Here is an 18,880-nt window from a genome sequence, read left to right on the forward strand (position 1 = left end):
GTCGTGAACCGCAGAACCCTTGACCTCGCCGTTCCCATGGTCTTCGCCGCCGCGATCGTGCTGGCCGTCATCCTCGACGCCGGAGGGACGACCGTCCGGGCGGTGGCCGTGGTGGGCGGCATCTCCGTGGGGCTCTACTACGCCGCGCTGCGTAAGAACCTCAAGCAGTGACTTCCTCCCCGCGGCTGAAGTCCGGGGTCTCCGCGCTCAAGGGGATCCGATGACGGGTGCCACCGGCGCCGCCCTTCCTCCGCGGGCCTTCGATGAAGATCCAGCCTTCCATAATCGGGATTGCCTGCCCTGATTATGGATTGATCGGGCAGATCGCCAGCCAATAGTCTTTTGGGGCTTTTGTGTATGGTGTGACGGAGTTTCACGCCCTTGGTGACGACCGAGGCGGAGCGGTGGCCGGCGGTTGCGGCGCACTATGCGGATTCTGAAGGTCGTCCTCCTATGGTCGAGCTTGTTCCTGATCCCCGATAGGCAGAGGTGGCCACAGGATGTACAGGAAGATGGCGCTGGCCGTGGCGGCGCCCGCGCTGGCGGTCCTGCTGACGGGCTGCGGGATGATCCCCGGCCTGCCGCAGGGCGGCGGCGGTGAGGAGAAGCAGACCGGCGCGCAGGGGCGGCAGCCCGTGTCGGCCCCCGCCCAGCAGGAGCCCGCCACGCAGGCCCCCGCCCAGCAGGAGACCGCGCCGGTCCAGCAGGACAAGGTGATCGCGAGCCGTAAGGCGAGCGACGACGGCAAGGAACTCCGCGCCGACGTCATCGGGCTCGTCCGGCAGGGGCGAACCGTCACGCTGAACTGGAACGTCGTCAATCTGAGCAAGGACGACAGCTGGTTCCTGCACAACCGGATGAGTACCGACACCCTCAACTACACCGTTGACGCCGTCTCCCTGATCGACCCCGTCAACGCCAAGCGGTATCGCGTCGCGCGTAACGGGACCGGCGAAGACTCCCAGTGCGTCTGCTCCAAAACTCAGGGCCTGCAGGTCAAGGCGGACGGGTCGGCCTCGCTGTACGCGGTGTTCGGGGCGCCCCCGCCGGACGTCACGAAGGTCAACGTCGAATTTCCGGTGCTAGGGGTGCTCACCGATGTTCCGATCTCCTGATCGGGTACTGGCCGTCGCGGTGCTCGCGGGAGTGCTGGCCGCGGGTCCGGGAGCGGTCGCCTGGGCGGATCCCACCGTTCCGCCCGACGCGGCGGTGACGGTGGAGGACCTGGTGTTCCCCGTCGAGGACATCATCCCCGAGGTCGAGTCGCTCGACGGCAGCGAGAGCGAGTCCAAGCAGGGCGAGCAGGTCACCGTGGCGCTGACCAGCGATGTGCTGTTCGCACTCGACAGGGCCGTGCTGACGGTCAAGGCCAGGCAGCGGCTGCGGGACGTGGCCGAGAAGATCAAAGCGGAGGCCGCCGGCGGGGTGGTGAAGGTGGGCGGTCACACCGACGACCAGGGATCGGACGCCTACAACAGGACGCTGTCGCTGAGACGGGCACAGGCCGTCCAGCGGGTCCTCAACCCCCTGCTGGCCGGGTCCGGCATGTCCTTGGCGGCCACCGGGTACGGCGAGTCCAAGCCCAAGCTGCCCAACATCGTCGAAGGCCGGCCGGTGGAGGGGAACCGCGCGAAGAACCGCCGCGTCGAGATCGTCTTCAACGCCAAGCAGTGACCCCGGCCCGCGCCGGAACGAGGCGCGGGCACCGTGCCCGTCGCACCCCGACCGCGTCCATGAATTCGCCGATCGCCCCGGAGGGGCCTGGATGAGGGGCATGTCCTGCCTTCGACGTTGTCAGCTTCCCGCAGAGCGCACTACGAGATCGACATGGCTCGAACCCTCCTATGGGTGGGCAAGCACGACGAAGCAGTGCAACGACTCGTCGCTGCCGAAAATAGGGGAAAGGCGTAGGTCAGAACCCCTATGAGAAGCAGATCACTTGCCCTGTCTCGTTGGACTTGAGGCATGAGACCCCCCTGAACTGTGGTGCCTCAGAATCGATGAAGTCACGTCTCATTGATCATGAGGGGGATCTGTGGATGTCTCGACCGGCTAGATCGGGAAGCGGCCGCGGCGCCAGTGCCAGTGGCGGCCGGCCTTCAGGTGGTCGACGACCGCGCGCTGGAGCACGGTGCGGCGCGGCAACCGGTCGAGCGGCGTGGTCAGGGTGCGGAACACGAACCGCAGCACCTCGACATCGGCGTCCAACCCTTCCGGCTCCTCGTAGGGCTCCAGCTCGAACCTCTGCTGGAACCGGACGATGTTGGAGTCCCCGGGCAGGTACTCCAGCAGCTGCGGGTCGAGCAGCCACGACCCGCAGGAGAACGCCGTGTAGCGCTCGTCGGGAAAATGGCGCGGGAAGAACGCGCGGGCCTTGTCGAGCGACGCCGCGACCGCAGCCGGGGTCATCGGCCCCGACTCGGTGATGTGCAGGTCGATGGCGGTGCCGCCGCGCTGATGCTGCAGCCGGCCCAGCTCGTAGACGCCGCCGCGCGCGTGCAGCGTCAGCCAGCTCTGCATGACCGGCCAGCCCTCGCGGTGCATCCGCCGGTCGATCGCGAGGTTGCGGCCCAGGTCCGCGAGGGTCACCCACGAGACGGCATCGGCGATGCCGTGGTCGCGGTGGTACCTCGTGACGACGTCGACCAGGGCCAGGTACGCGTACACGTAGAGATGCCGCCAGGCGGGGCCCCGTTCGCGCGGCAGCTCCGGACCGGGCGACAGCCAGCCGTGGCCCCCGAGATCGGCGCGGACCAAGGCGATCGAGCGGTCGAGCAGCCAGCGCAGCTCCGGAGTCCACAGTGGAGAGCCGGAGTCGGGCCAGCCCGCCATGATCTCGGCGGCGTCGTCCGGCCGCACCATGAGCCGGTCGAGAATCGCGGGCACGTCGGCCTTGGCGGGCAACGGAGCCGAAGGCCGGTCGCCGGCGAGCCGGTGCACGCGCTCGACATCCTCGACGGGTACCCCGAGCCGGGCGGCGGTGTCGTCCAGATCCACGCGGACGATCCTACTTACCTTGTGTCCTGTTTTGTTGGTCTCCTGCTCTCCTCGGCGCAAGAGGACTGCGAGCAGGATCACCAACTGCCTCATGTCGGTGAGACGGCCGACAGGATGCCTCACTCTGATGAGACCGCCTCGTTCCGGATGAGACGGGCAGGCCGATAGAAGTCTCCACAGTACGAAGGGAGGGTCACTCGGCGCGGTGTGGGTGAGGCGGCGCCCATCATCTGATCGATGCGAAGAGTTTCTCGGCGGCCGGCTGGGCCCACTGGATCCGGTTCTTGTCCGCAGGGTGCTGGCGCCAGGGGACCGTGACGAACGGAACGGTCCCCAGGTCGGTCTTCACGAGGCTGCCGGCGATCTCGTACATCGTCTCCAGGTCGAGTCCCGCGTCGGTCTTGACCCACCTGGTGGCTTCGGCGAGAAAGGGGCGCAGCCGGGCGGGGTCGGCCAGCAGCGTTTTCACCTTCTTCGCCAGCGCGCTCATGAGCTGCTGCTGCCGCTTGATCCGGCTGATGTCACTGCCGTCGCCCATGCTGTAGCGGGCCCGCACATAGGCCAGCGCCTGCTCACCGCGGAGCACGTGCCTGCCCGCGGACAGCCGCAGCTTCGCCTTAGGGTCGTCCACCGCTCGCGGCAGCGTGACCTCCACTCCGCCGACGGCGTCCACCAGGCCCGCGAAGCCGGAGAAGTCGAGCTCCACCGCGTGGTCGACACGCACCCCCGTCAGCGACTCGACTGTCTTCCAGGCGCAGGCCAGCCCGCCCGTGCGGAACGCCGAGTTGATCATGTCGGTCCGGGCGGGAATGTCCGGCCCGCACGACGGGATCCGGACCATCGAGTCACGCGGGATGCTGATGACGATGGCCTTCCCCCGGTCGGCGGGCAGGTGCAGCAGCAGCATGGTGTCGCTCCGCGCGCCCGGCGTGCGATGCCGCGGCGTGCCCGCCTCGCTGTCGGTGCCGACCAGCAGGATGGTGAGGGCCTCGGTCCGCTTGTCCGGGCGGTCTCCCACCAGGGTCGGCACGGTCCGGTGCCCGCTCAGCACCGATACGGCCTGGTGCCCGCCCAGAAGCAGGGCGGGGACGAGGGCGATGGCCGCGGTGACCACGGCGACCAGCCCGATCATCGTCCAGTGGCGCGCCCGCCGGGGTTCCCTGCCGGTTCCGGCGCCGAGGAGTCGCTGCCGCTGGCGGGCCAGCGTGGCCGGGGGCTCGTACTCCAGGTCCCGGCCGAGGTCACGGAGCATCTTCAGGTCGTCCACGGTCACTCCTCCTCGTCGAACGGGTTGGTGTCGCCGAGCGCGGTGCGGGCTTTGCGCCTGGCCCTGTTGAGCCGGGAGCGGACGGTGCCGATCGGGATGCCGAGGGCCCGCGCGACCTCCTCGTACGACAGGTCACCCCACGCGATCAGCAGCAGGACGTCGCGGTCCTTGGCCGAGAGCCCGGCCAGCGTGCTGGCGAGCACCGGCCGCCAGGTCTGGGCGGTGACCATCTCGTCCATCCGGTCGGCGGGCGACTCGATCACGTCCTCGGCCGGGCTGCGCTGGAGCATCCGGTAGCGGACGGCCTCGGTGCGGCGGTGCCGGGAGATGAGCTTGGTGAGAATGCCGAACAGCCAGGGGCGGGCGTCGGTGTACGTGAGGTCGTACTTCGCTCGGCGGGCGAAGGCGACCAGGAACGTCTCGCCCACCAGATCCTCGGCGATCTCCGGGCCGAGCCGCCGGGAGACGTAACGGTAGAGCATGCCGGAGTAGCGGTCGAAGAGCTCGGCGAACGCCTCCGGGCTGGTCCGCGACTCGCTCACGATGTCGGAGTCACGGATCCTCGTGGTGGACGATGCGGTCATCGTGGGCACCATGGCATGGCGGCAGCCCTTTCCGTCGGGGACGCGGTCAGGGATGTATCACCACAAGCCCGGATCCGGGTTCACGGCGCGGCCATGAGAACTCCGGGTGCCTGAGACGTGGTGCGGATCACACCGAACGGCTGCCGGTCGCCTGGACGGGGTCGGGACCGCTCGTCCGATGCCAGACCCCGGTGATTTCGATGGAAGAATAGACGGCGAGAAGCCCTCCGGGGGCGTGGCCGGAGGGCTTCTCCTATGGATGTCGTGGCCCAGTTGGCGGGGCCGTTCTCGATGCCGGTGGCGGAGGCGGTCCGTTGGCCGAGAGCGGGGATGAGGGCGCGGGGCCATTGCGGTCCTTGCTGTCGGGTACGGCCCGGCGGTCACCAGGTACGGCACCGGTGCCGGATGGGTTTGCCTGCATCTGGCAGTTGTACCTTCAGCAGGGCGCTGGTTAGGCGTTCCGTGGCGCCGCAGTCTTGTCCGCATGACAGAGACACTGCAGGGCACCGCGCGGCTGGGGTTGCGCGGCCGGCTCATCCTCATCACCCTGTGCGGCGCGACGTTCATGACCGGTCTGGACTACTCGATCATCACGGTGGCGCTGCCGGAGATCGGCCGGGATCTGGGCTTCGCCACCACCTCGGGCCTCCAGTGGGTGGCCACCGCCTGCCTGCTGCCTACCGCTGCGCTGATGCCGTTGTTCGGACGGGCCTCCGACATGGTCGGTCGGCGCCGGCTGTTCATCGTCGGCGTGCTGGTCTTCACCGCGTTCTCGCTGCTGGCGGCGCTGGCACCGACCCCGGGGCTGCTGCTGGCGGCACGTGCCGGGCAGGGTGTGGCGGCGGCCATGATCGGCCCGACCGCGCTGGCGCTGATGACCGCCGCGTTCCCCGAGGGGCCGCAGCGCACTCGGGCGCTGGGCGTCAACGGCGCCCTGCTTTCGCTGGGGTTCGTCATCGGAACGATCGGCGGCGGGCTCATCACCAGCGGGCTGAACTGGCGCTGGACCATGCTCATCCTGTTCGGCATCGGCGCCCTGGTGGTGCTCGGTGCGTTCACGGTGGTCCGCGAGACCACGGACAGGCGCCGCGCCAGGCTGGATGTGCCCGGCGCGATCCTGGCGAGCGCAGGTCTGTTCACCCTGGTCTACGGCATCTCCACCGGTGGCCAGGCGGGCTGGGCCGGCACGCAGACGGTGGTGACACTGCTGGCCTCGGCGATTCTTCTCGGCGCCTTCCTGGTTGTCGAGGCCCGGCACGCCGCTCCGCTGGTCCCACTGCGGCTGCTGCGCCGGAGGACCGTCAAGTGGGGCATGACGATCGGGCTGGTGACGTTCGGAATGTGCGGTGGGGCGACCCTGCTGCTCAGCATCTACATGCAGGACGTCCTGGGGTACTCACCGCTGGAGACCGGCCTGGGCTTCCTGGGCGAGGGCGGCGCGGCCCTGCTCGCCGGCACCGTCGCGGCCCGGCTGATCGGCGCCCGCGGCACCGCCGCGACCATCGTGATCGGTCTGACCGTGCAGGCCGCCGGCACCGTGGCGATGGTGTCGCTGCCCGCGCAGGGCGGCTTGGTGGTGCTGCTGACGACCTCGGCGGCGATGGGCTTCGGGCACGTGCTGACCGTGGTGGCCGCCATCACCACGATCACCTCCGGACTGGATGAGGCGGACCAGGGCGTCGCGGGCAGCCTCGCGCAGATGCCCACCTTCGTCGGCGCCGTGGGAGTGGCCGGGCTGACCGCGATCGTGGCCGCCCGTACGGAGGCCCTCGCCCCGGTCACCACCAAGGCCCTGGCCACGCTGGGTGGACTGCACACCGCCTTCGTGGTGGCCGGGGTGGTCGCCCTGCTCGGCGCGGTCGTCGCCGGAGTACTGCTCCGCCGTACGGGCACCGAGCACTTCCTGGCCGCCTGACCTGCGGCTGCTTCTTCCAGCGCCGGCCGGCATCCGGCCGTTCCCGCCAGGTGGCGCTCCCGGCCGATGCCCGCCGGTCGGTGCGCTGTCGATCGGCCCGCTACCCGGCGGCGGCGTCGGCCAGTTCGGCGAGGCGACGCAGCCGCTCCGCCGACGGCGACCCGGGTTCGGCCTGGAACACCGTCACTCCCTGCCCCTTATCGTCAGGGGTGCGCAGCAGCTCGGCGGTGAGTGTCATGACGCCCACCTCCCGATGCCGGTAGTCGCGGGAGATGGAGGCGCAGTTGCTCACCGGATGCTCCGTCCACATCGCCCGGAAGTCCGGGCTGAGCAGCAGAAGCTCGTCGATCAGGCCGGTCAGCTCTTCGTCGCCCGGGAACCTGGCGATCGACCCTTCCAGGTAGGCGATGTCGTCACGGGCCTTCTGCTCCCAATCGACATAGAGCTCGCGGGCGAAATCCACTTCGAGGAAGTCCATGAGGACGAAGTTCGGCTTCTTCTCGCCGTCGAAGTCCCAATGCGGACCCAGCAGCGCGTGCGCCATCCGGTTCCACGCCAGAATGTCGCCCCGCCGGCCCACCGCGATCGCCGGCACCCTGGCGAAGGAGTCGACCATGAGCTTGATGCCGGGACGCAGTCGCTCCGGCCGGCTCCGCTCCCTGGCCCGCGCGACCCGGGCCAGCCGGTGCAGGTGCGCAACCTCGTCCTCGTCCAGCCGTAGCACGCGAGCGATCGCATCCAGCACCTCGTCGGAGACGTTCGGGCTCTGCCCCTGCTCCAGGCGCGTGTAGTAGCCGACACTGACCCCCGCGAGCGGAGCCACTTCCTCCCTGCGCAGCCCTGCCACCCGGCGCCGTCTCACGCCGAGGCTCAGACCCAACTCCTCGGGCTGGAGCCGGGCGCGACGCGATCGAAGGAACTCACCGAGCGCAGATCCGGGATACATATCGCCACAGAATGCCAGAAAGCTCCCATTTTTGAATCGGCAGGGCCAGGTCCTGTTCTTCGCATCCGTGATCATTGCTATCTGGCTTATCGTGCTGTCAGGGCACGGGCCTCGCCGCGCTTGCCGTACCAGGCGCTCCAGGCCCCCGCCAGCCCTATGGTCGTCAGCAGCAGTATCGTCGAGAGACCGGCCATGACATCGATCGGCAGAAGGTAGACCAGCAGCAGCCGCAGTGCGGATTCGGCGAGCAGCGCCAGGCCCCACACGATGGTCATGACCACGTAGATGCGGCGAAAGCCCGGCTGGTCGGCATACAGCGCGTTCCATCGTCGCGCGGTCGCGGCATCCTCCGCGCCGAACTTCTTGGCCACCGAGAAGGCGGCCGGACGGCCGGCGATCCACGTGCCGAGCAGAATGAGCGCGGCCAGGGCGGTGGTCGCCGATTTGGTCGCCAGCACGAACCGCGCATCACCGGCGATCAGCGACAGACCTACGACACAGCCGAACATGACGACCATGAAAGCGGCGAAGCCGTCGAGGCGACGCTGACTCACCGCCACGAAGACCACGCGCGCCAATCCCGCCGCGCCGGCTGCCGGCAGCGCGATGTACTCGCTCACGCCGAATGCGCGGAGCAGGTAGTAGGCGCCGACGACGGGCACGACGTCCCACACGATGACCGAGATCAGGTTGCGGTTCATCAGAAGTTCCGCTCCAGCCAGTCGGCGATGCGGGCCATGGCCAAGCGCTGTGCGCCCGCCTGGCAGTGCGCGTCGGAGCCGAGGTCGGCGCCGAATTCGAGGAAGGTCTTGGGACAGGTCAGGTGCTCATACAGCAGCTCTGGCTGGCCCTGGAAGAACAGGTCGCCCGGGGCGGAGCAGACCAGCGTCGGGCAGGTGATCCGCTCGGCCACTCCGTCGCCGAGGCGGTAGTCGAGCATGTCGGCGAAATATGAGCGCGGGGTCGAGGTCCCGGTGACCCACATGCCATGTGTGCACGCCCATCGCACGCCGGGGTCGGTGGCCATCAGTTGCTCGAAGAGGACGTCGATCTCCGGCGCGGACTCGGCGCGCAGCAGTCGGGCTGCAAGCTCGCGGTCCCCGCCGAAGTGATCGAGCAGCACCAGGGACATGTCGTAGACGCCATCCAGCGCGACCAGGGCCTGGATCCTGGGTTCGAAGGCGGCGGCGCGGGGTGCGAGCAGGCCGCCCATGCTGTTGCCGAGCAGCGCGACCCGATCGGCCTGGAGCCAGTCAAGGACTGGACCGATCACGTTCTCCCAGTCGGGCCGGAAGGTCAGGCTCTCGCGGTGCATCGGTCCCGGCTGGCCGGGACCGTCGAAGCTCAGAACGTTGAACCCGCGCTCGGCCAGAGCCGCGGCGGCGACGAAGTGCATCTCCTCGGCGCTGCCGTCGAAGCCGTTGTGCACGACGACGGTGCGGTCGCCACCGCAGTCGTAGTGGTAGCCGGGCAGCGTCGTGTCCTCGTAGGGGATCTGCACGGCTTGCACGCCGGGCAGCGCCTTTCGGAAACAGGCGACGCTGCGGGCATGGCTGTCATGGATGCGCGGGTCGTCCGGGTTGCCGTGGAGGAAGAACTCAGCCGAGCGGTAGTAGTTCGAGGCCCGCAGGAAGCCGTCGCGCCTGCTGATCGGGCTGCTTGAGCGTTCGGCCTCGGTCGCCACCAGATCAGCGATCCGGCGCCACTCATCGTGCCAGCTGTCGTAGTCGCCCTCCTCGATGCGCTGGGCGGTGACCAGGACTTCGCCGAAATCCGCGCCACCGTAGGCGATGTGACCGAAGGACCGGAGAGTCTCGTACCAGAACGTCGGGTCGTTCCCGAAGACGATCGGTTGCATGTCGCCCCTACTAAAGCGAAATAATTCGCAACTAGGTAATGCGAACACTCTCGCATCAAGCAGGCCGCTAATGCAAGCCCCTTCGCGTTAGAATGGCGGCATGAAGCGTCCGGGTGGCCGTTCCAGCCGCATCAGATCCGCTGTCCATCAGGCCGTCGTGGAGCTGCTCCACGAGACCGGTGCCGGTGAGCTGTCGATCGCCGAAGTCGCCGAGCGGTCAGGGGTGCATCAGGCGACGATCTATCGGCGTTGGGGGTCGATGACAGAACTGATCAACGAAGTGATCATGGATCAGTTGAAGGACACGTCGCCGATTCCTGAGACGGGTTCGCTGCGCGGCGACGTCGAAGCCTATGCCGAACAGGCGGCGCGCGACCTGGCAGGGCCGTACGGCAGACTGTTCCTGCGCGCGGCCATGGTCGGCGGCGGGGCCGATGCGTACTACCTGGTGGAGCGCGGCACCCAGTTGCAGGCCATGCTCGACCGCCACGCGGACGCGCCGACGCTGCTGGAGTTGATGGAGCTCGTGCTCGCGCCGATCTACTTACACCTGCTCATTTTCAACACGCCCTTCCCGCCGCAGGACACCAAGCGCCTGGTCGACCGCCTGCTCAAGCCGGCGCCGGTCTGAGCCAGGCGCGGATGGCCGGCGCGACTCAGCCAAAGTCGCCGGCGTGGTCGGGGGTCCACCGCTTTCATCGGTCTCACAACGATCGGCCTCAGAACAGGCCGAGATGGTCGAGAAGCTTCTCTGCGGCATCGATCAGGGAACGGGCGGCCGCTATGGCGTGGCCCGCTTCGGCCGTCTCCACGACCTCGTCGGGGAACTCCGGATATTCGAGTTCGTTACGTCTGCGGCGCATGGTGCCGTACGGCTCGAACAACGGGCCGAACTGACGGATCACGGTCTGCTGGACGGCATAGTGGCCGCCGGAAGTGGTGGCACGTAGTCCCTGTTGTGCCAGCAAGCCGGCGCAGGCGAAGCGCGCCGCGTCGTAGGCGAGGGTGTAGGCGGAGTTCGGGTCGCTGCCCTTGAGATCCTCGGCGCTGGCAAGGGTGGTGGTCGCCTTCTCCAACCACCTGCGACCGTCGGTGGCCTCCCCTTTGACCCGCTGGAGTTCACCGGAGGCGAGCATCCGCTCAACGTCGGCTTCGCCGCGCGACCAGCGCGTCATGAGGGGACTCCGATCAGGTGTGAATGTCGTCGGACAGGTCGACCACCGGGGCTGACTTGATCTGCCGGATGAGAGCGTCGGCCGACGCGTCCCAGCGGCGGGCGGAGACGAGAACCGGGTTGACCGGCATGCCGATGCGTTCCTGAGCGCGGTCCGCCGCGGCGTAGACGGCGGTACGGTCGACGTCGCCGACGACAAGTATGTCGATGTCATGGGGGACGAGTCCTGCTTTTCCTGCATGACGGGCGGCCCACGAGCCGAAGATGAGCAGGCGGTCGGTGCCGGGTATCCCGGCGAACTCCTCGCTGATGACGGCGCGAGGTCCGTACACGTAGCCCAGTATCTCGGTCATGGGCTGGACCAGCGGGTGATCGGGATTGACCCGCAGGATACGGGAGCGGCCGACCTCGGTAACCGTGATCAGTTGCGCTTCGATAAGGCGGTGGACCTCGGAGTGCAGCGTGGAGGGAGCCACGTGGAGATCGCGGGCAAGGGAGGCGAGAGTCCAGTGATGCTGAGGCCGCAGGTAGATGGCGGCGAGGACCTCGGCCTGGGTCTTGGATCTGAAGATCGGAACGATGGGCGCTACAGCGCTTCGCATAGAACGAATATATCTTCGGTTATACCGAATATCAACTCTCTGTCACCGTGTACTCGGTGCTCGTGCCGCGCTCGAATGCAATGTGGCCGGGCCGATCACGGATCTGAGACGGAGCAGCTCACAGTGCCGAGGTGGAAGCGGCCAAGCTAGGGAGAAGCCCTCCGGGGACGTGGCCGGAGGGCTTCTCCCGTGAACATCTGCGGGAACGTCGCGGCTCAGTCGAAGTCGCCGTTCCTGACGCCGGTGACGAAGGTGGTCCACTGGCCGGGGGTGAGGACGAGGGCAGGGCCGCTCGGGTCCTTGCTGTCGCGTACGGCCCGACGGCCACCGGAGAGCGCCGCGATCTCGACGCAGTTGCTTCCGTCTCCACCGGAGAGGGTGGATTTGCGCCACTGGGCGTTGTGGAGTTCCTGAGTCAGGCCGTCCATCTCCGCATCGTCTCCTTGATCATGCTGAGTGACTCGCGCCGGGACAGGGCATCCGCCCGGATTACACCGTGCCTGAATGCTAGCTCTTTTACCTCGTCGATCCGCTCGCTTACCCGGTCCCCTGTGCTCTGAGAGTCGATGTAGGCCACCGGAGGTCTCCCTCCCGGCATGTCCGCGACGACGAACCCTCCGAGTAAGCCCACGGTGCTGTAAGCCGCGTGGGGGAGCACCTGAAGTGACATGTATGGGTTTTCTTCAATCTCCAGGAGATGCTGAAGCTGGCACTTCATCACTTCTGGACTTCCTACAGGTCTGTGTAGAACGCTTTCATCCAGCACTACCCACATCGTGGGCGGCTTGGGCCTCTTGAGAATTCCCTGCCGTTCCAGACGGGCCGTTACACGCTCGTCCGCCTGTTCGCGGGTGACACCTGGTTCGTTGCCGATCAAGGCTCGTGCGTATCCCTCCACTTGTATGAGGCCGGGAACCATCGATAGTTCCCACATGTGGAGGATCTCCGCTTCGCGTTCGAACTCCAGCCAGGGCCGGAACCAGCGGGGGAGCTGCGATGCCGTGCGGTTCAGCCGGTCCAGCAGATCCACCAGCACCGTCCCCAGGCCGAGGACGTCGTCCACCCGGTGGGCCAGCTCCCTGCTGGGTGCCCGGTGGCCGTTCTCCAGCATGCTGAGCTGGCTGACGGAGAGGTGGATCGCCGCGCCGAGCTTTCTCTGAGTGAATCCCGACAAAAGTCGGAATTTGCGTAGTTCAATACCGAATTGAATACGCGTGGACAGATACGAATCCGGTTCCGGGGGGACGGTCATTCGGAGCTCCTCTCGCCTTTTCGAGGGGTGTTTCCGCCATTGTCCTGGGGATCCGTACGGCGGCGCCAGTGTGTTCACACCATTGTGAACACATGGTGGACGTCGATCGGCCACCTCGGCGCTCCATTTTTTGGGACCGTTCAAGGACCAAGCCGGAGCCGCAGTGGGGACACGGTCAATGACCCAGGCGGAGAACAGGCCGGCCGGATTAATCAGGGAGGGGCAATTCGGTGAATCCGGCGACTCTGAGAGAGATATGTCTGCCCAGTAATCCCGAATCGGTTTCGCAGGCGCGTGACGAGGTCCGCGAATGGCTCGGGGAGAGCCATCCCGCATACGAGAACACGCGGCTGGCCGTATCCGAATTGGTGACCAACGCCGTCCGGCACGCCTCCCACGGGATCGGTCATCCCGTCGACCCGCTGGCCGTACGGCTGACGGTGACGGACGGCGGCACGCTCCGGGTGGAGGTCGCGGACAGAGGCTGGACCACCACGGAGCCCCGCATCCCGGTGGAACCGGTGTCCGACCTCGCCGAGAGCGGCCGGGGACTGGCGATCGTCAGCCTCGTTTCCGACGGGAACTGGGGATACCGCTCGCACGGGCCGGGCCTCGGCCGGACCGTCTGGTGTGAGATCCCCGCCCGCCCGCCGTCTCCCGAAGACCCTCTCCCGGCCACGCCCGACCTCCTCACCCGGCCCGGCCGAATCCCTCGCTCTGGCTGGGACGGCTCTCTCGCCCGGCCGGACTGAGGTGACCGACACGGCCCCGCCCGATGCGGGAGCCGTACAGACCGGCCCCCGGCGGGAAACCACGGCACGTGCTCGTCGCCCCCGCGACCCCCGACACGTGCTCGCTCCCGCTCCCCCGCTGAAGCGCCCTGCCGGGGGCCTCCCCTCGGTGCAACGTCAGGTCGGGAGGTTCGCCTGCCGCCGTAGGAAGATCCAGGTCAGGACTCCACCGGCCAGCACGAGTGCCGCGTTGACCAGGATGGCCGCATTCACGCCGTCGAGCACGGAGCCGCCACCGGACATCCCGGCGGTGGCGATCGCGCTCATGATAGGGATGCCCATGGTGATTCCGAGCTGCTGGGTCATGGTGGCCAGGCCGGTGGCCAAGCCCTGCTCGCTGTCGGGCAGCCCTGAGGTCGCCGCCACCATGAATCCGACGATGGCCAGCATGTTGCCGAAGCCGCCGACGAAGGTCGCCACCAGGAGCAGGGCGAGGGAGCTACGGTCGTCGCCCAGCAGGAACAGCGAGGCGGTGGCAGCGGCTTGGATGCCGAATCCTGCGGTCAGGACCGTCCGGAAGTCGCTCCTGGCCAGGATTCGGGGGGCCACGACGCCGCCGACGACCGTGCCGAGGCCGAGCACGCCGAATGCCAGCCCGGTGGCGAGAGCCGAGTAGCCGAGCACGGTCTGCAGGTAGAGGGTCAGGAGGAAGACCAATGAGGTCTCGGTGAGGAAGGCGATGAGCCCGGCCAGGTTCCCCCAACTGACGGTGGACCGCTTGAGAACGGAAAGCGGCACCAGAGGCGCGGCGGCCCGCTTCTCGACGAACCAGAACGCCACCAGCAGCAGCACCGCGACCACCAGCGATCCGAGCGTCATCGGGTCGACCCAGCCGTGTTCGGCGGCATTGGTGAGGCCGTAGACCAGCGCGAGGAGCCCGCCGGTGACGCTCACCGCGCCGGGCAGGTCCATCCGCGTGTGTGTCGCCGGGCGGCTTTCAGCGATCAGTGCCGGGGCGGCCGCCAGGGCGGCCGCAGCTATGGGAACGTTGATGAAGAACGCCCAGCGCCAGCTCAGCATGTCGGTCAGCAGCCCACCGAGAATCGCGCCGGTGGTGAATCCGGCCGACATGAGCGCCCCGTTGAGCCCGAGAGCCCTGTCCCGGAGAGGTCCTTCGGAGAAGGATGTGGTCAGCAGCGCCAGGCCCGCCGGGGTGACCATCGCGGTCGCCAGCCCTTGGGCAACCCGCGCCACCAGCAGCATCGTCGGATTGACCGCAAGCCCGCCTGCCAACGAGGAGAGGCCGAGCAGCGCCATCCCGGCCAGGAACAGCCTGCGCCGGCCGAACAGATCGGCGACCCGGCCGAACAGCAGCGTGAATCCGGCCGCGCACAGCGCGAACGCGGTGGCGATCCACTGCAGGTTCGCCAGCTTGAATCCGAGCCCGTCGCCGATCACGGGGAGAGCCACGTTGAGAATGGAGAAATCGATGGCAAGCATGAACTGGGAGCCGAGCAGCAGTACGAGGACCAGCTTCTGCCGTCCGCTCATCGATGGCCGGGCAGGCGACTGCCGCGCGGCCCTGTCTTGGAGCATGGTCATGTTCAACCCTTCGTTTTTTTGGGACCTCCCAAAGGTCGATCAGATGCATGTCCGGAACAAGGATGAAGGGCGTAAGGATCGATCAGCCACGGTTATCGATGAAGGCACCGGCTCGGACTGCGGCGAGCGCCACGGCGACGGCCTGCGCGGCGGTGTGGGAGTCGATCGGCTCCCGGCTGACGACCGTGCGGTAGTACAGCGGCGCGGAGGCGGCCGGATAACGAAGCCCGAATCCCATCAGCTCAGGCTTGAGGTTCAGATCAGGTCGAGGACCGCGGAAGAACCGCCGCGGCTTTCGGTGAATTCGCGGGAGATCTGCGCGAAGGCGCGCACTCGGGCGGTTTCGCGGGCGCTCGGCCACACAAGTGCGTACTCGATGGGCGAGGCGTCGCGGAAGGGTACGAAGGCGAGTCCCGGACGGCTGTAGTAGCGCGCTCCGGCGGCTGCGACCGGGCAGACGCCCTTGCCTGCGAGCACGAGCGACAGCACATCCTCCCAGTGGACGATGGCCTGGCCCTGCGGGATGGGTCTGCCGGTGGGGGTCTGGCGCGGGAAGTGATGCTCTCGCCACTGGGCGGGGACACTTCCGGCGACGGTCAGCAGGGTCATCTCGGCCAGGTCTTCCAGACTGACCGACGCATGGCGGGCGAAGGAGTGTGCGGACGGCAGGAGCAACGCACGAGGTTGGGAGATCAGGACGGGCCCGACGGTGAGGTCGGGTTCGTCCATCGGAAGCTCGGTGACCTGAAGATCGACGTCGCCGGATCGCAGGGGCCCGTAGGGATCGGACATCTGCACCTGCTGGATCTGCAGTTCGGTGCCGGGGTGGCGAGCCGAGAAGACGTCGGCGACCTGAAGGATGAGGTCGCCGGTGAAGGCTCCGGAGAAGCCGACCCGCAGCATTCCGGTGATGCCGCGTCCAGCCGCCGTCGCCCTGGCGACCTCCTCCTGGATGCGCCGGTGAGCGGGTTCGATTCCCGCACGCAACTGTTCACCGATCGTGGTCAGGGCCACCCGGCGACTGTTGCGTTCGAACAGCTTCACCCCGATGCGGCGCTCCAGCTTGGCAAGCGTCTGGCTGACCCTGCTCTGCGACACCCCGGCGCGCTCTGCCGTGCGCCCGAAATGCAGTTCCTCGGCCAGCGTCAGGAAGATTTCGATCTCGTGCCGTTCCATGCCATCCACCTCGAACGATGACCTTTACTAATGGATTGTTCCATATATCAGCCTTGTTGCTATACGTCCGATTCCTCGACGGTGGATCGGTGAGCACAGATCGAGGAACACCGCTATGACAGAAGCGATCGACATTTCGGCGGCGCGCCCCACTGCACCCGAGCAGCAGCCGCCGTTCGGCAAGGCGGCACCCTCATGAGCGACAGGCGGCTACGCCGGCCGTCGGGGATCCGGTCGCTCCAGCTCGGCGAGCTGAAGGTCAGCTACGTGCCCGACGGGGTGGTGCAGCTCAGGCCGCGCGGCTGGCTGCCGGCCGCCACCGGACGGGATTGGGCGGAGCACGCCGAATATCTCAACGACACCGGCCATCTGGTGGCGGGCATCGGCGGGCTGCTGGTGGAGTACGGCAGGCGGGCCCTGCTCATCGACGCGGGGTTCGGGCCGCGGGCCGTACCGGAAGATCCCGATCATCCGCTGATCGGTGCCATCCACGGTGGTGCCCTGCTGGACAACCTGGAAAGGATCGGTCGCGCACCCGGCGAGATCGAGGCGGTGGCGTTCACTCACCTGCACACCGACCACCTCGGCTGGGCCTGCGTCGACCCGGTGGTTTTCACCGGCGCCGACTTCCTGGTGACCGAGCTGGAATGGACCGACCGCCACCTGGCAGCCGCGCACGGCGTCACCACGCGGATGCTGGCCGCCATCACATTGCGGCTGCGGCTTATACGCGAAGGGGAGGAGATCTTCCCGGGCGTGCACGTGCTGGCGGTGCCCGGCCACACGACGGGGCACACCGCCTTCACGATCACCGCGGGCCGGCAGCGGCTGATCGCCTTCGGCGACGCGTTGCACTCTCCCATCCAGGTACGCCACCCGGCGTGGTCCGCCGCCGCCGATCATGACCCCGCCGCCTCGGCCCGCCAGCGCTCCTGGCTGCTGGCCGAGCTCCAGCGGCCCGACACCCTCGGCTTCGGTGTGCACTTCGCCGACGTGGTTTTCGGCCGCGTACGCCAGGACGCCGACGGTGCCAGCTGGCAACCACAACCATGAAACACAGAGAGAGCCACCTCATGGAATACCGACAACCGGGCGCGTCCGGGCTCAAGGTCCCCGCGCTGAGCTTCGGCGTCTCCGACTTCTCCGGCTGGCAGCTCATGAAGTCGCCGGCGGTCGCGGAGCGCTACGGCCAGCCGCGTTACGTCGCACACCAGGTCTACTACTCGCTCGTGGGCCGGGATTACGAGTGGGAGCTGATGCCGCTCGGTCTGGACCAGGGCGTCGGCGCGCTCGTGTGAAGCCCGCTCGGCTGGATTCTCGCCCCCGAACAGATCGCCCGGCTCGACGCGGCGAGCCTGCGGCCCGCCCACTGCCCCTACTACCCCTACCGGCGGCAGGAGGGTTTCGCCCGACTCAACCCGCCCATCGCCGACTGAACATCAAGGAGACATGACATGAAACGCCTCTTCGCCGCCCTGGCGCTGTCCCTGACGGTGGCCGCCGTCCCCGCCGCCGTCCCCGCCGCGGCCGCCGCGGAACGCACCTCCTGGACGGGTTCCTGGTCGGCCTCACCTCAGCGGCCGAGCACCGGATTCGCCCCCAACTGGTCGCAGGAGGGATTCGAAGGACACACCCTGCGGCAGGTGGTCCGCCTCACCGCCGCGGGCACGACGCTCCGCGTCCGGCTGTCCAACCAGTACGGCTCCGCCCCGCTGAAGATCGCGGGTGCCACCATCGCCAGGACCGGCCAGGGCGCCGGCCTGCGACCCGGGTCGGTGCGGCCGTTGACGTTCGGCGGCAGCCGGTCGGTGACGATCGCGCCCGGCGGCGGGCTCGCCAGCGACGTGGCCCGGCTGCGGGTGGGGCCGCTGGAATCGGTGACGATCACGCTGTATCTTCCCGAGCGGACCGGACCGGCCACCTTCCACGCCCAGGGGTACGCGACCACGTACCGCACCAGCGGCGACCACCTCGATGACCTCGGCGCCGCGGCGTTCACCGGGAAGACCCAGAGCTGGTACTACCTCACTGACGTCGAGGTCTCCGGCGGCGGCACACCGCGCAGGGAGGCGGTGGTGACCCTGGGCGACTCGATCACCGACGGCTTCGGCTCCACCACCGACTCCGACAACCGCTACCCCGACGAGCTGGCCGAGCACCTGCGCGAGGCCGGCCGGCCCCGGCCGGTGCTCAACGCCGGGATCGGCGGCAATCGCCTGCTCAACGACTCGGCCTGGTACGGCGAACCGGCCCTGGCCCGGCTGCAGCGCGACGCGCTGTCCAAGCCCGGAGTCGGCACGCTGATCGTCCTGCAGGGCATCAACGACATCGGCTTCGCCGACTGGACCGATCCCACCGCCGCGCCCAACCCCCGGATCTCGGCCCAGCAGCTCATCGCCGCGCACCGCGAGATCATCCGGCGTGCGCACGCCAAGGGCATCGAGGCCATCGGCGCGACGCTCCTGCCGTACAAGGACTCGCAGTACTTCACCGAGCAGGGCGAGCAGACCCGCGACGCGCTCAACCAGTGGATCCGGACGTCGGGCGCATACGATGCCGTGCTCGACTTCGACCGGCGCCTGGCCGCTCCGGGCGACGCCGACCAGCTCAACCCCATCTACGACAGCGGCGACCACCTGCACCCGAACGACCGTGGCTACCAGGTCATGGCCGAGGCCGTCGACCTGCCATAACGCGCAGGCGGGCAGGCGTCGCCAGAGGTCGGGACGGCGGAAACCCGTCGGCGACACCACCTGACCGTCACACCTGACAGCTG

General features: G+C 68.2%; 22 protein-coding genes. 9 read left to right on the top strand and 13 right to left on the bottom strand.

Annotation, left to right across the window (positions count from 1 at the left end; all coding sequences use genetic code 11):
- Positions 1–3 precede the first annotated feature (3 nt).
- The 3 genes from OHA77_RS23480 (at position 4) to OHA77_RS23490 (ending at position 1,674) form a co-directional block, all read left to right on the top strand.
- Positions 4–171: a hypothetical protein gene (locus OHA77_RS23480; protein WP_326826127.1), complete on the top strand. Its 168-nt coding sequence runs from the start codon at positions 4–6 to the stop codon at positions 169–171.
- Between the two features lie 329 nt (positions 172–500).
- Positions 501–1,115, top strand: a complete 615-nt coding sequence (locus tag OHA77_RS23485; RefSeq protein WP_406311656.1) for a hypothetical protein — start codon at positions 501–503, stop codon at positions 1,113–1,115.
- Positions 1,099–1,674: an OmpA family protein gene (locus tag OHA77_RS23490; protein WP_406311657.1), complete on the top strand. Its 576-nt coding sequence runs from the start codon at positions 1,099–1,101 to the stop codon at positions 1,672–1,674. Before OHA77_RS23485 ends, OHA77_RS23490 begins: the two co-directional genes overlap by 17 nt.
- Positions 1,675–2,052: 378 nt before the next feature.
- On the opposite strand, the gene OHA77_RS23495 is transcribed toward OHA77_RS23490, so the two are convergent.
- The 3 genes from OHA77_RS23495 to OHA77_RS23505 all read right to left on the bottom strand — a co-directional run bounded on the left by OHA77_RS23495 (position 2,053) and on the right by OHA77_RS23505 (position 4,848).
- Positions 2,053–2,997, bottom strand: a complete 945-nt coding sequence (locus OHA77_RS23495; protein ID WP_406311658.1) for an acyltransferase domain-containing protein — start codon at positions 2,995–2,997, stop codon at positions 2,053–2,055.
- 226 nt (positions 2,998–3,223) lie between these two features.
- Complete coding sequence (locus OHA77_RS23500; protein WP_406311659.1) at positions 3,224–4,264, bottom strand: LCP family protein; 1,041 nt, start codon at positions 4,262–4,264, stop codon at positions 3,224–3,226.
- A 2-nt stretch (positions 4,265–4,266) separates the two neighbouring features.
- Positions 4,267–4,848 carry an RNA polymerase sigma factor gene (locus OHA77_RS23505; RefSeq protein WP_406311660.1) on the bottom strand — a complete coding sequence of 194 codons (582 nt, stop codon included), beginning with the start codon at positions 4,846–4,848 and terminating at the stop codon, positions 4,267–4,269.
- Between the two features lie 484 nt (positions 4,849–5,332).
- Between OHA77_RS23505 and OHA77_RS23510 the strand changes: the two genes are divergently transcribed.
- Complete coding sequence (locus OHA77_RS23510) at positions 5,333–6,763, top strand: MFS transporter (protein ID WP_406311661.1); 1,431 nt, start codon at positions 5,333–5,335, stop codon at positions 6,761–6,763.
- A gap of 100 nt (positions 6,764–6,863) precedes the next feature.
- On the opposite strand, the gene OHA77_RS23515 is transcribed toward OHA77_RS23510, so the two are convergent.
- The 3 genes from OHA77_RS23515 to OHA77_RS23525 all read right to left on the bottom strand — a co-directional run bounded on the left by OHA77_RS23515 (position 6,864) and on the right by OHA77_RS23525 (position 9,567).
- Entirely contained in the window at positions 6,864–7,709 is an 846-nt protein-coding gene (locus OHA77_RS23515) for a helix-turn-helix transcriptional regulator (RefSeq protein WP_406311662.1), read from the bottom strand.
- 86 nt (positions 7,710–7,795) lie between these two features.
- Positions 7,796–8,410, bottom strand: coding sequence for a VC0807 family protein (locus tag OHA77_RS23520; RefSeq protein WP_406311663.1), 615 nt, complete (start codon positions 8,408–8,410; stop codon positions 7,796–7,798).
- Positions 8,410–9,567, bottom strand: coding sequence for an alpha/beta hydrolase family protein (locus OHA77_RS23525; RefSeq protein ID WP_406311664.1), 1,158 nt, complete (start codon positions 9,565–9,567; stop codon positions 8,410–8,412). The genes OHA77_RS23520 and OHA77_RS23525 overlap by 1 nt, the downstream gene beginning before the upstream one ends.
- Positions 9,568–9,667: 100 nt before the next feature.
- On the opposite strand from OHA77_RS23525, the gene OHA77_RS23530 reads away from it, so the two are divergent.
- Positions 9,668–10,198: a TetR/AcrR family transcriptional regulator gene (locus OHA77_RS23530; protein ID WP_406311665.1), complete on the top strand. Its 531-nt coding sequence runs from the start codon at positions 9,668–9,670 to the stop codon at positions 10,196–10,198.
- A gap of 88 nt (positions 10,199–10,286) precedes the next feature.
- Here OHA77_RS23530 and OHA77_RS23535 read toward each other — a convergent pair whose 3' ends face one another.
- From OHA77_RS23535 to OHA77_RS23550, 4 genes are all read right to left on the bottom strand, one after another.
- Entirely contained in the window at positions 10,287–10,742 is a 456-nt protein-coding gene (locus tag OHA77_RS23535) for a HEPN domain-containing protein (RefSeq protein ID WP_406311666.1), read from the bottom strand.
- A gap of 13 nt (positions 10,743–10,755) precedes the next feature.
- Positions 10,756–11,343, bottom strand: coding sequence for a hypothetical protein (locus tag OHA77_RS23540; protein ID WP_406311667.1), 588 nt, complete (start codon positions 11,341–11,343; stop codon positions 10,756–10,758).
- Positions 11,344–11,558: 215 nt separating this feature from the next.
- Entirely contained in the window at positions 11,559–11,771 is a 213-nt protein-coding gene (locus OHA77_RS23545; protein ID WP_406311668.1) for a DUF397 domain-containing protein, read from the bottom strand.
- Positions 11,759–12,595, bottom strand: a complete 837-nt coding sequence (locus tag OHA77_RS23550) for a helix-turn-helix domain-containing protein (protein ID WP_406311669.1) — start codon at positions 12,593–12,595, stop codon at positions 11,759–11,761. Before OHA77_RS23550 ends, OHA77_RS23545 begins: the two co-directional genes overlap by 13 nt.
- Before the next feature lie 230 nt (positions 12,596–12,825).
- Here OHA77_RS23550 and OHA77_RS23555 point away from each other — a divergent pair, with 230 nt between their 5' ends.
- Positions 12,826–13,347 (top strand): ATP-binding protein, encoded by a 522-nt coding sequence (locus OHA77_RS23555; protein WP_406311670.1) that lies wholly within the window; start codon positions 12,826–12,828, stop codon positions 13,345–13,347.
- A 156-nt stretch (positions 13,348–13,503) separates the two neighbouring features.
- Here OHA77_RS23555 and OHA77_RS23560 read toward each other — a convergent pair whose 3' ends face one another.
- From OHA77_RS23560 to OHA77_RS23570, 3 genes are all read right to left on the bottom strand, one after another.
- On the bottom strand, positions 13,504–14,928 hold the full coding sequence (locus OHA77_RS23560; RefSeq protein WP_406311671.1) for an MFS transporter: 1,425 nt from the start codon (positions 14,926–14,928) through the stop codon (positions 13,504–13,506).
- A gap of 82 nt (positions 14,929–15,010) precedes the next feature.
- Positions 15,011–15,166 carry a hypothetical protein gene (locus OHA77_RS23565; RefSeq protein WP_406311672.1) on the bottom strand — a complete coding sequence of 52 codons (156 nt, stop codon included), beginning with the start codon at positions 15,164–15,166 and terminating at the stop codon, positions 15,011–15,013.
- 17 nt (positions 15,167–15,183) lie between these two features.
- The gene (locus OHA77_RS23570) at positions 15,184–16,104 is read right to left on the bottom strand and encodes a LysR family transcriptional regulator (RefSeq protein WP_406311673.1); all 921 of its coding nucleotides are present in this window, start codon (positions 16,102–16,104) and stop codon (positions 15,184–15,186) included.
- A gap of 195 nt (positions 16,105–16,299) precedes the next feature.
- Between OHA77_RS23570 and OHA77_RS23575 the strand changes: the two genes are divergently transcribed.
- The 3 genes from OHA77_RS23575 (at position 16,300) to OHA77_RS23585 (ending at position 18,797) form a co-directional block, all read left to right on the top strand.
- On the top strand, positions 16,300–17,157 hold the full coding sequence (locus tag OHA77_RS23575; protein WP_406311674.1) for an MBL fold metallo-hydrolase: 858 nt from the start codon (positions 16,300–16,302) through the stop codon (positions 17,155–17,157).
- A gap of 20 nt (positions 17,158–17,177) precedes the next feature.
- Entirely contained in the window at positions 17,178–17,402 is a 225-nt protein-coding gene (locus OHA77_RS23580) for a hypothetical protein (protein WP_406311675.1), read from the top strand.
- Between the two features lie 156 nt (positions 17,403–17,558).
- The gene (locus OHA77_RS23585) at positions 17,559–18,797 is read left to right on the top strand and encodes an SGNH/GDSL hydrolase family protein (protein ID WP_326826095.1); all 1,239 of its coding nucleotides are present in this window, start codon (positions 17,559–17,561) and stop codon (positions 18,795–18,797) included.
- Positions 18,798–18,880 lie beyond the last annotated feature (83 nt).

The organism is Streptosporangium sp. NBC_01639 (assembly GCF_045209755.1).
In the GTDB taxonomy this organism is placed as follows: domain Bacteria; phylum Actinomycetota; class Actinomycetes; order Streptosporangiales; family Streptosporangiaceae; genus Streptosporangium.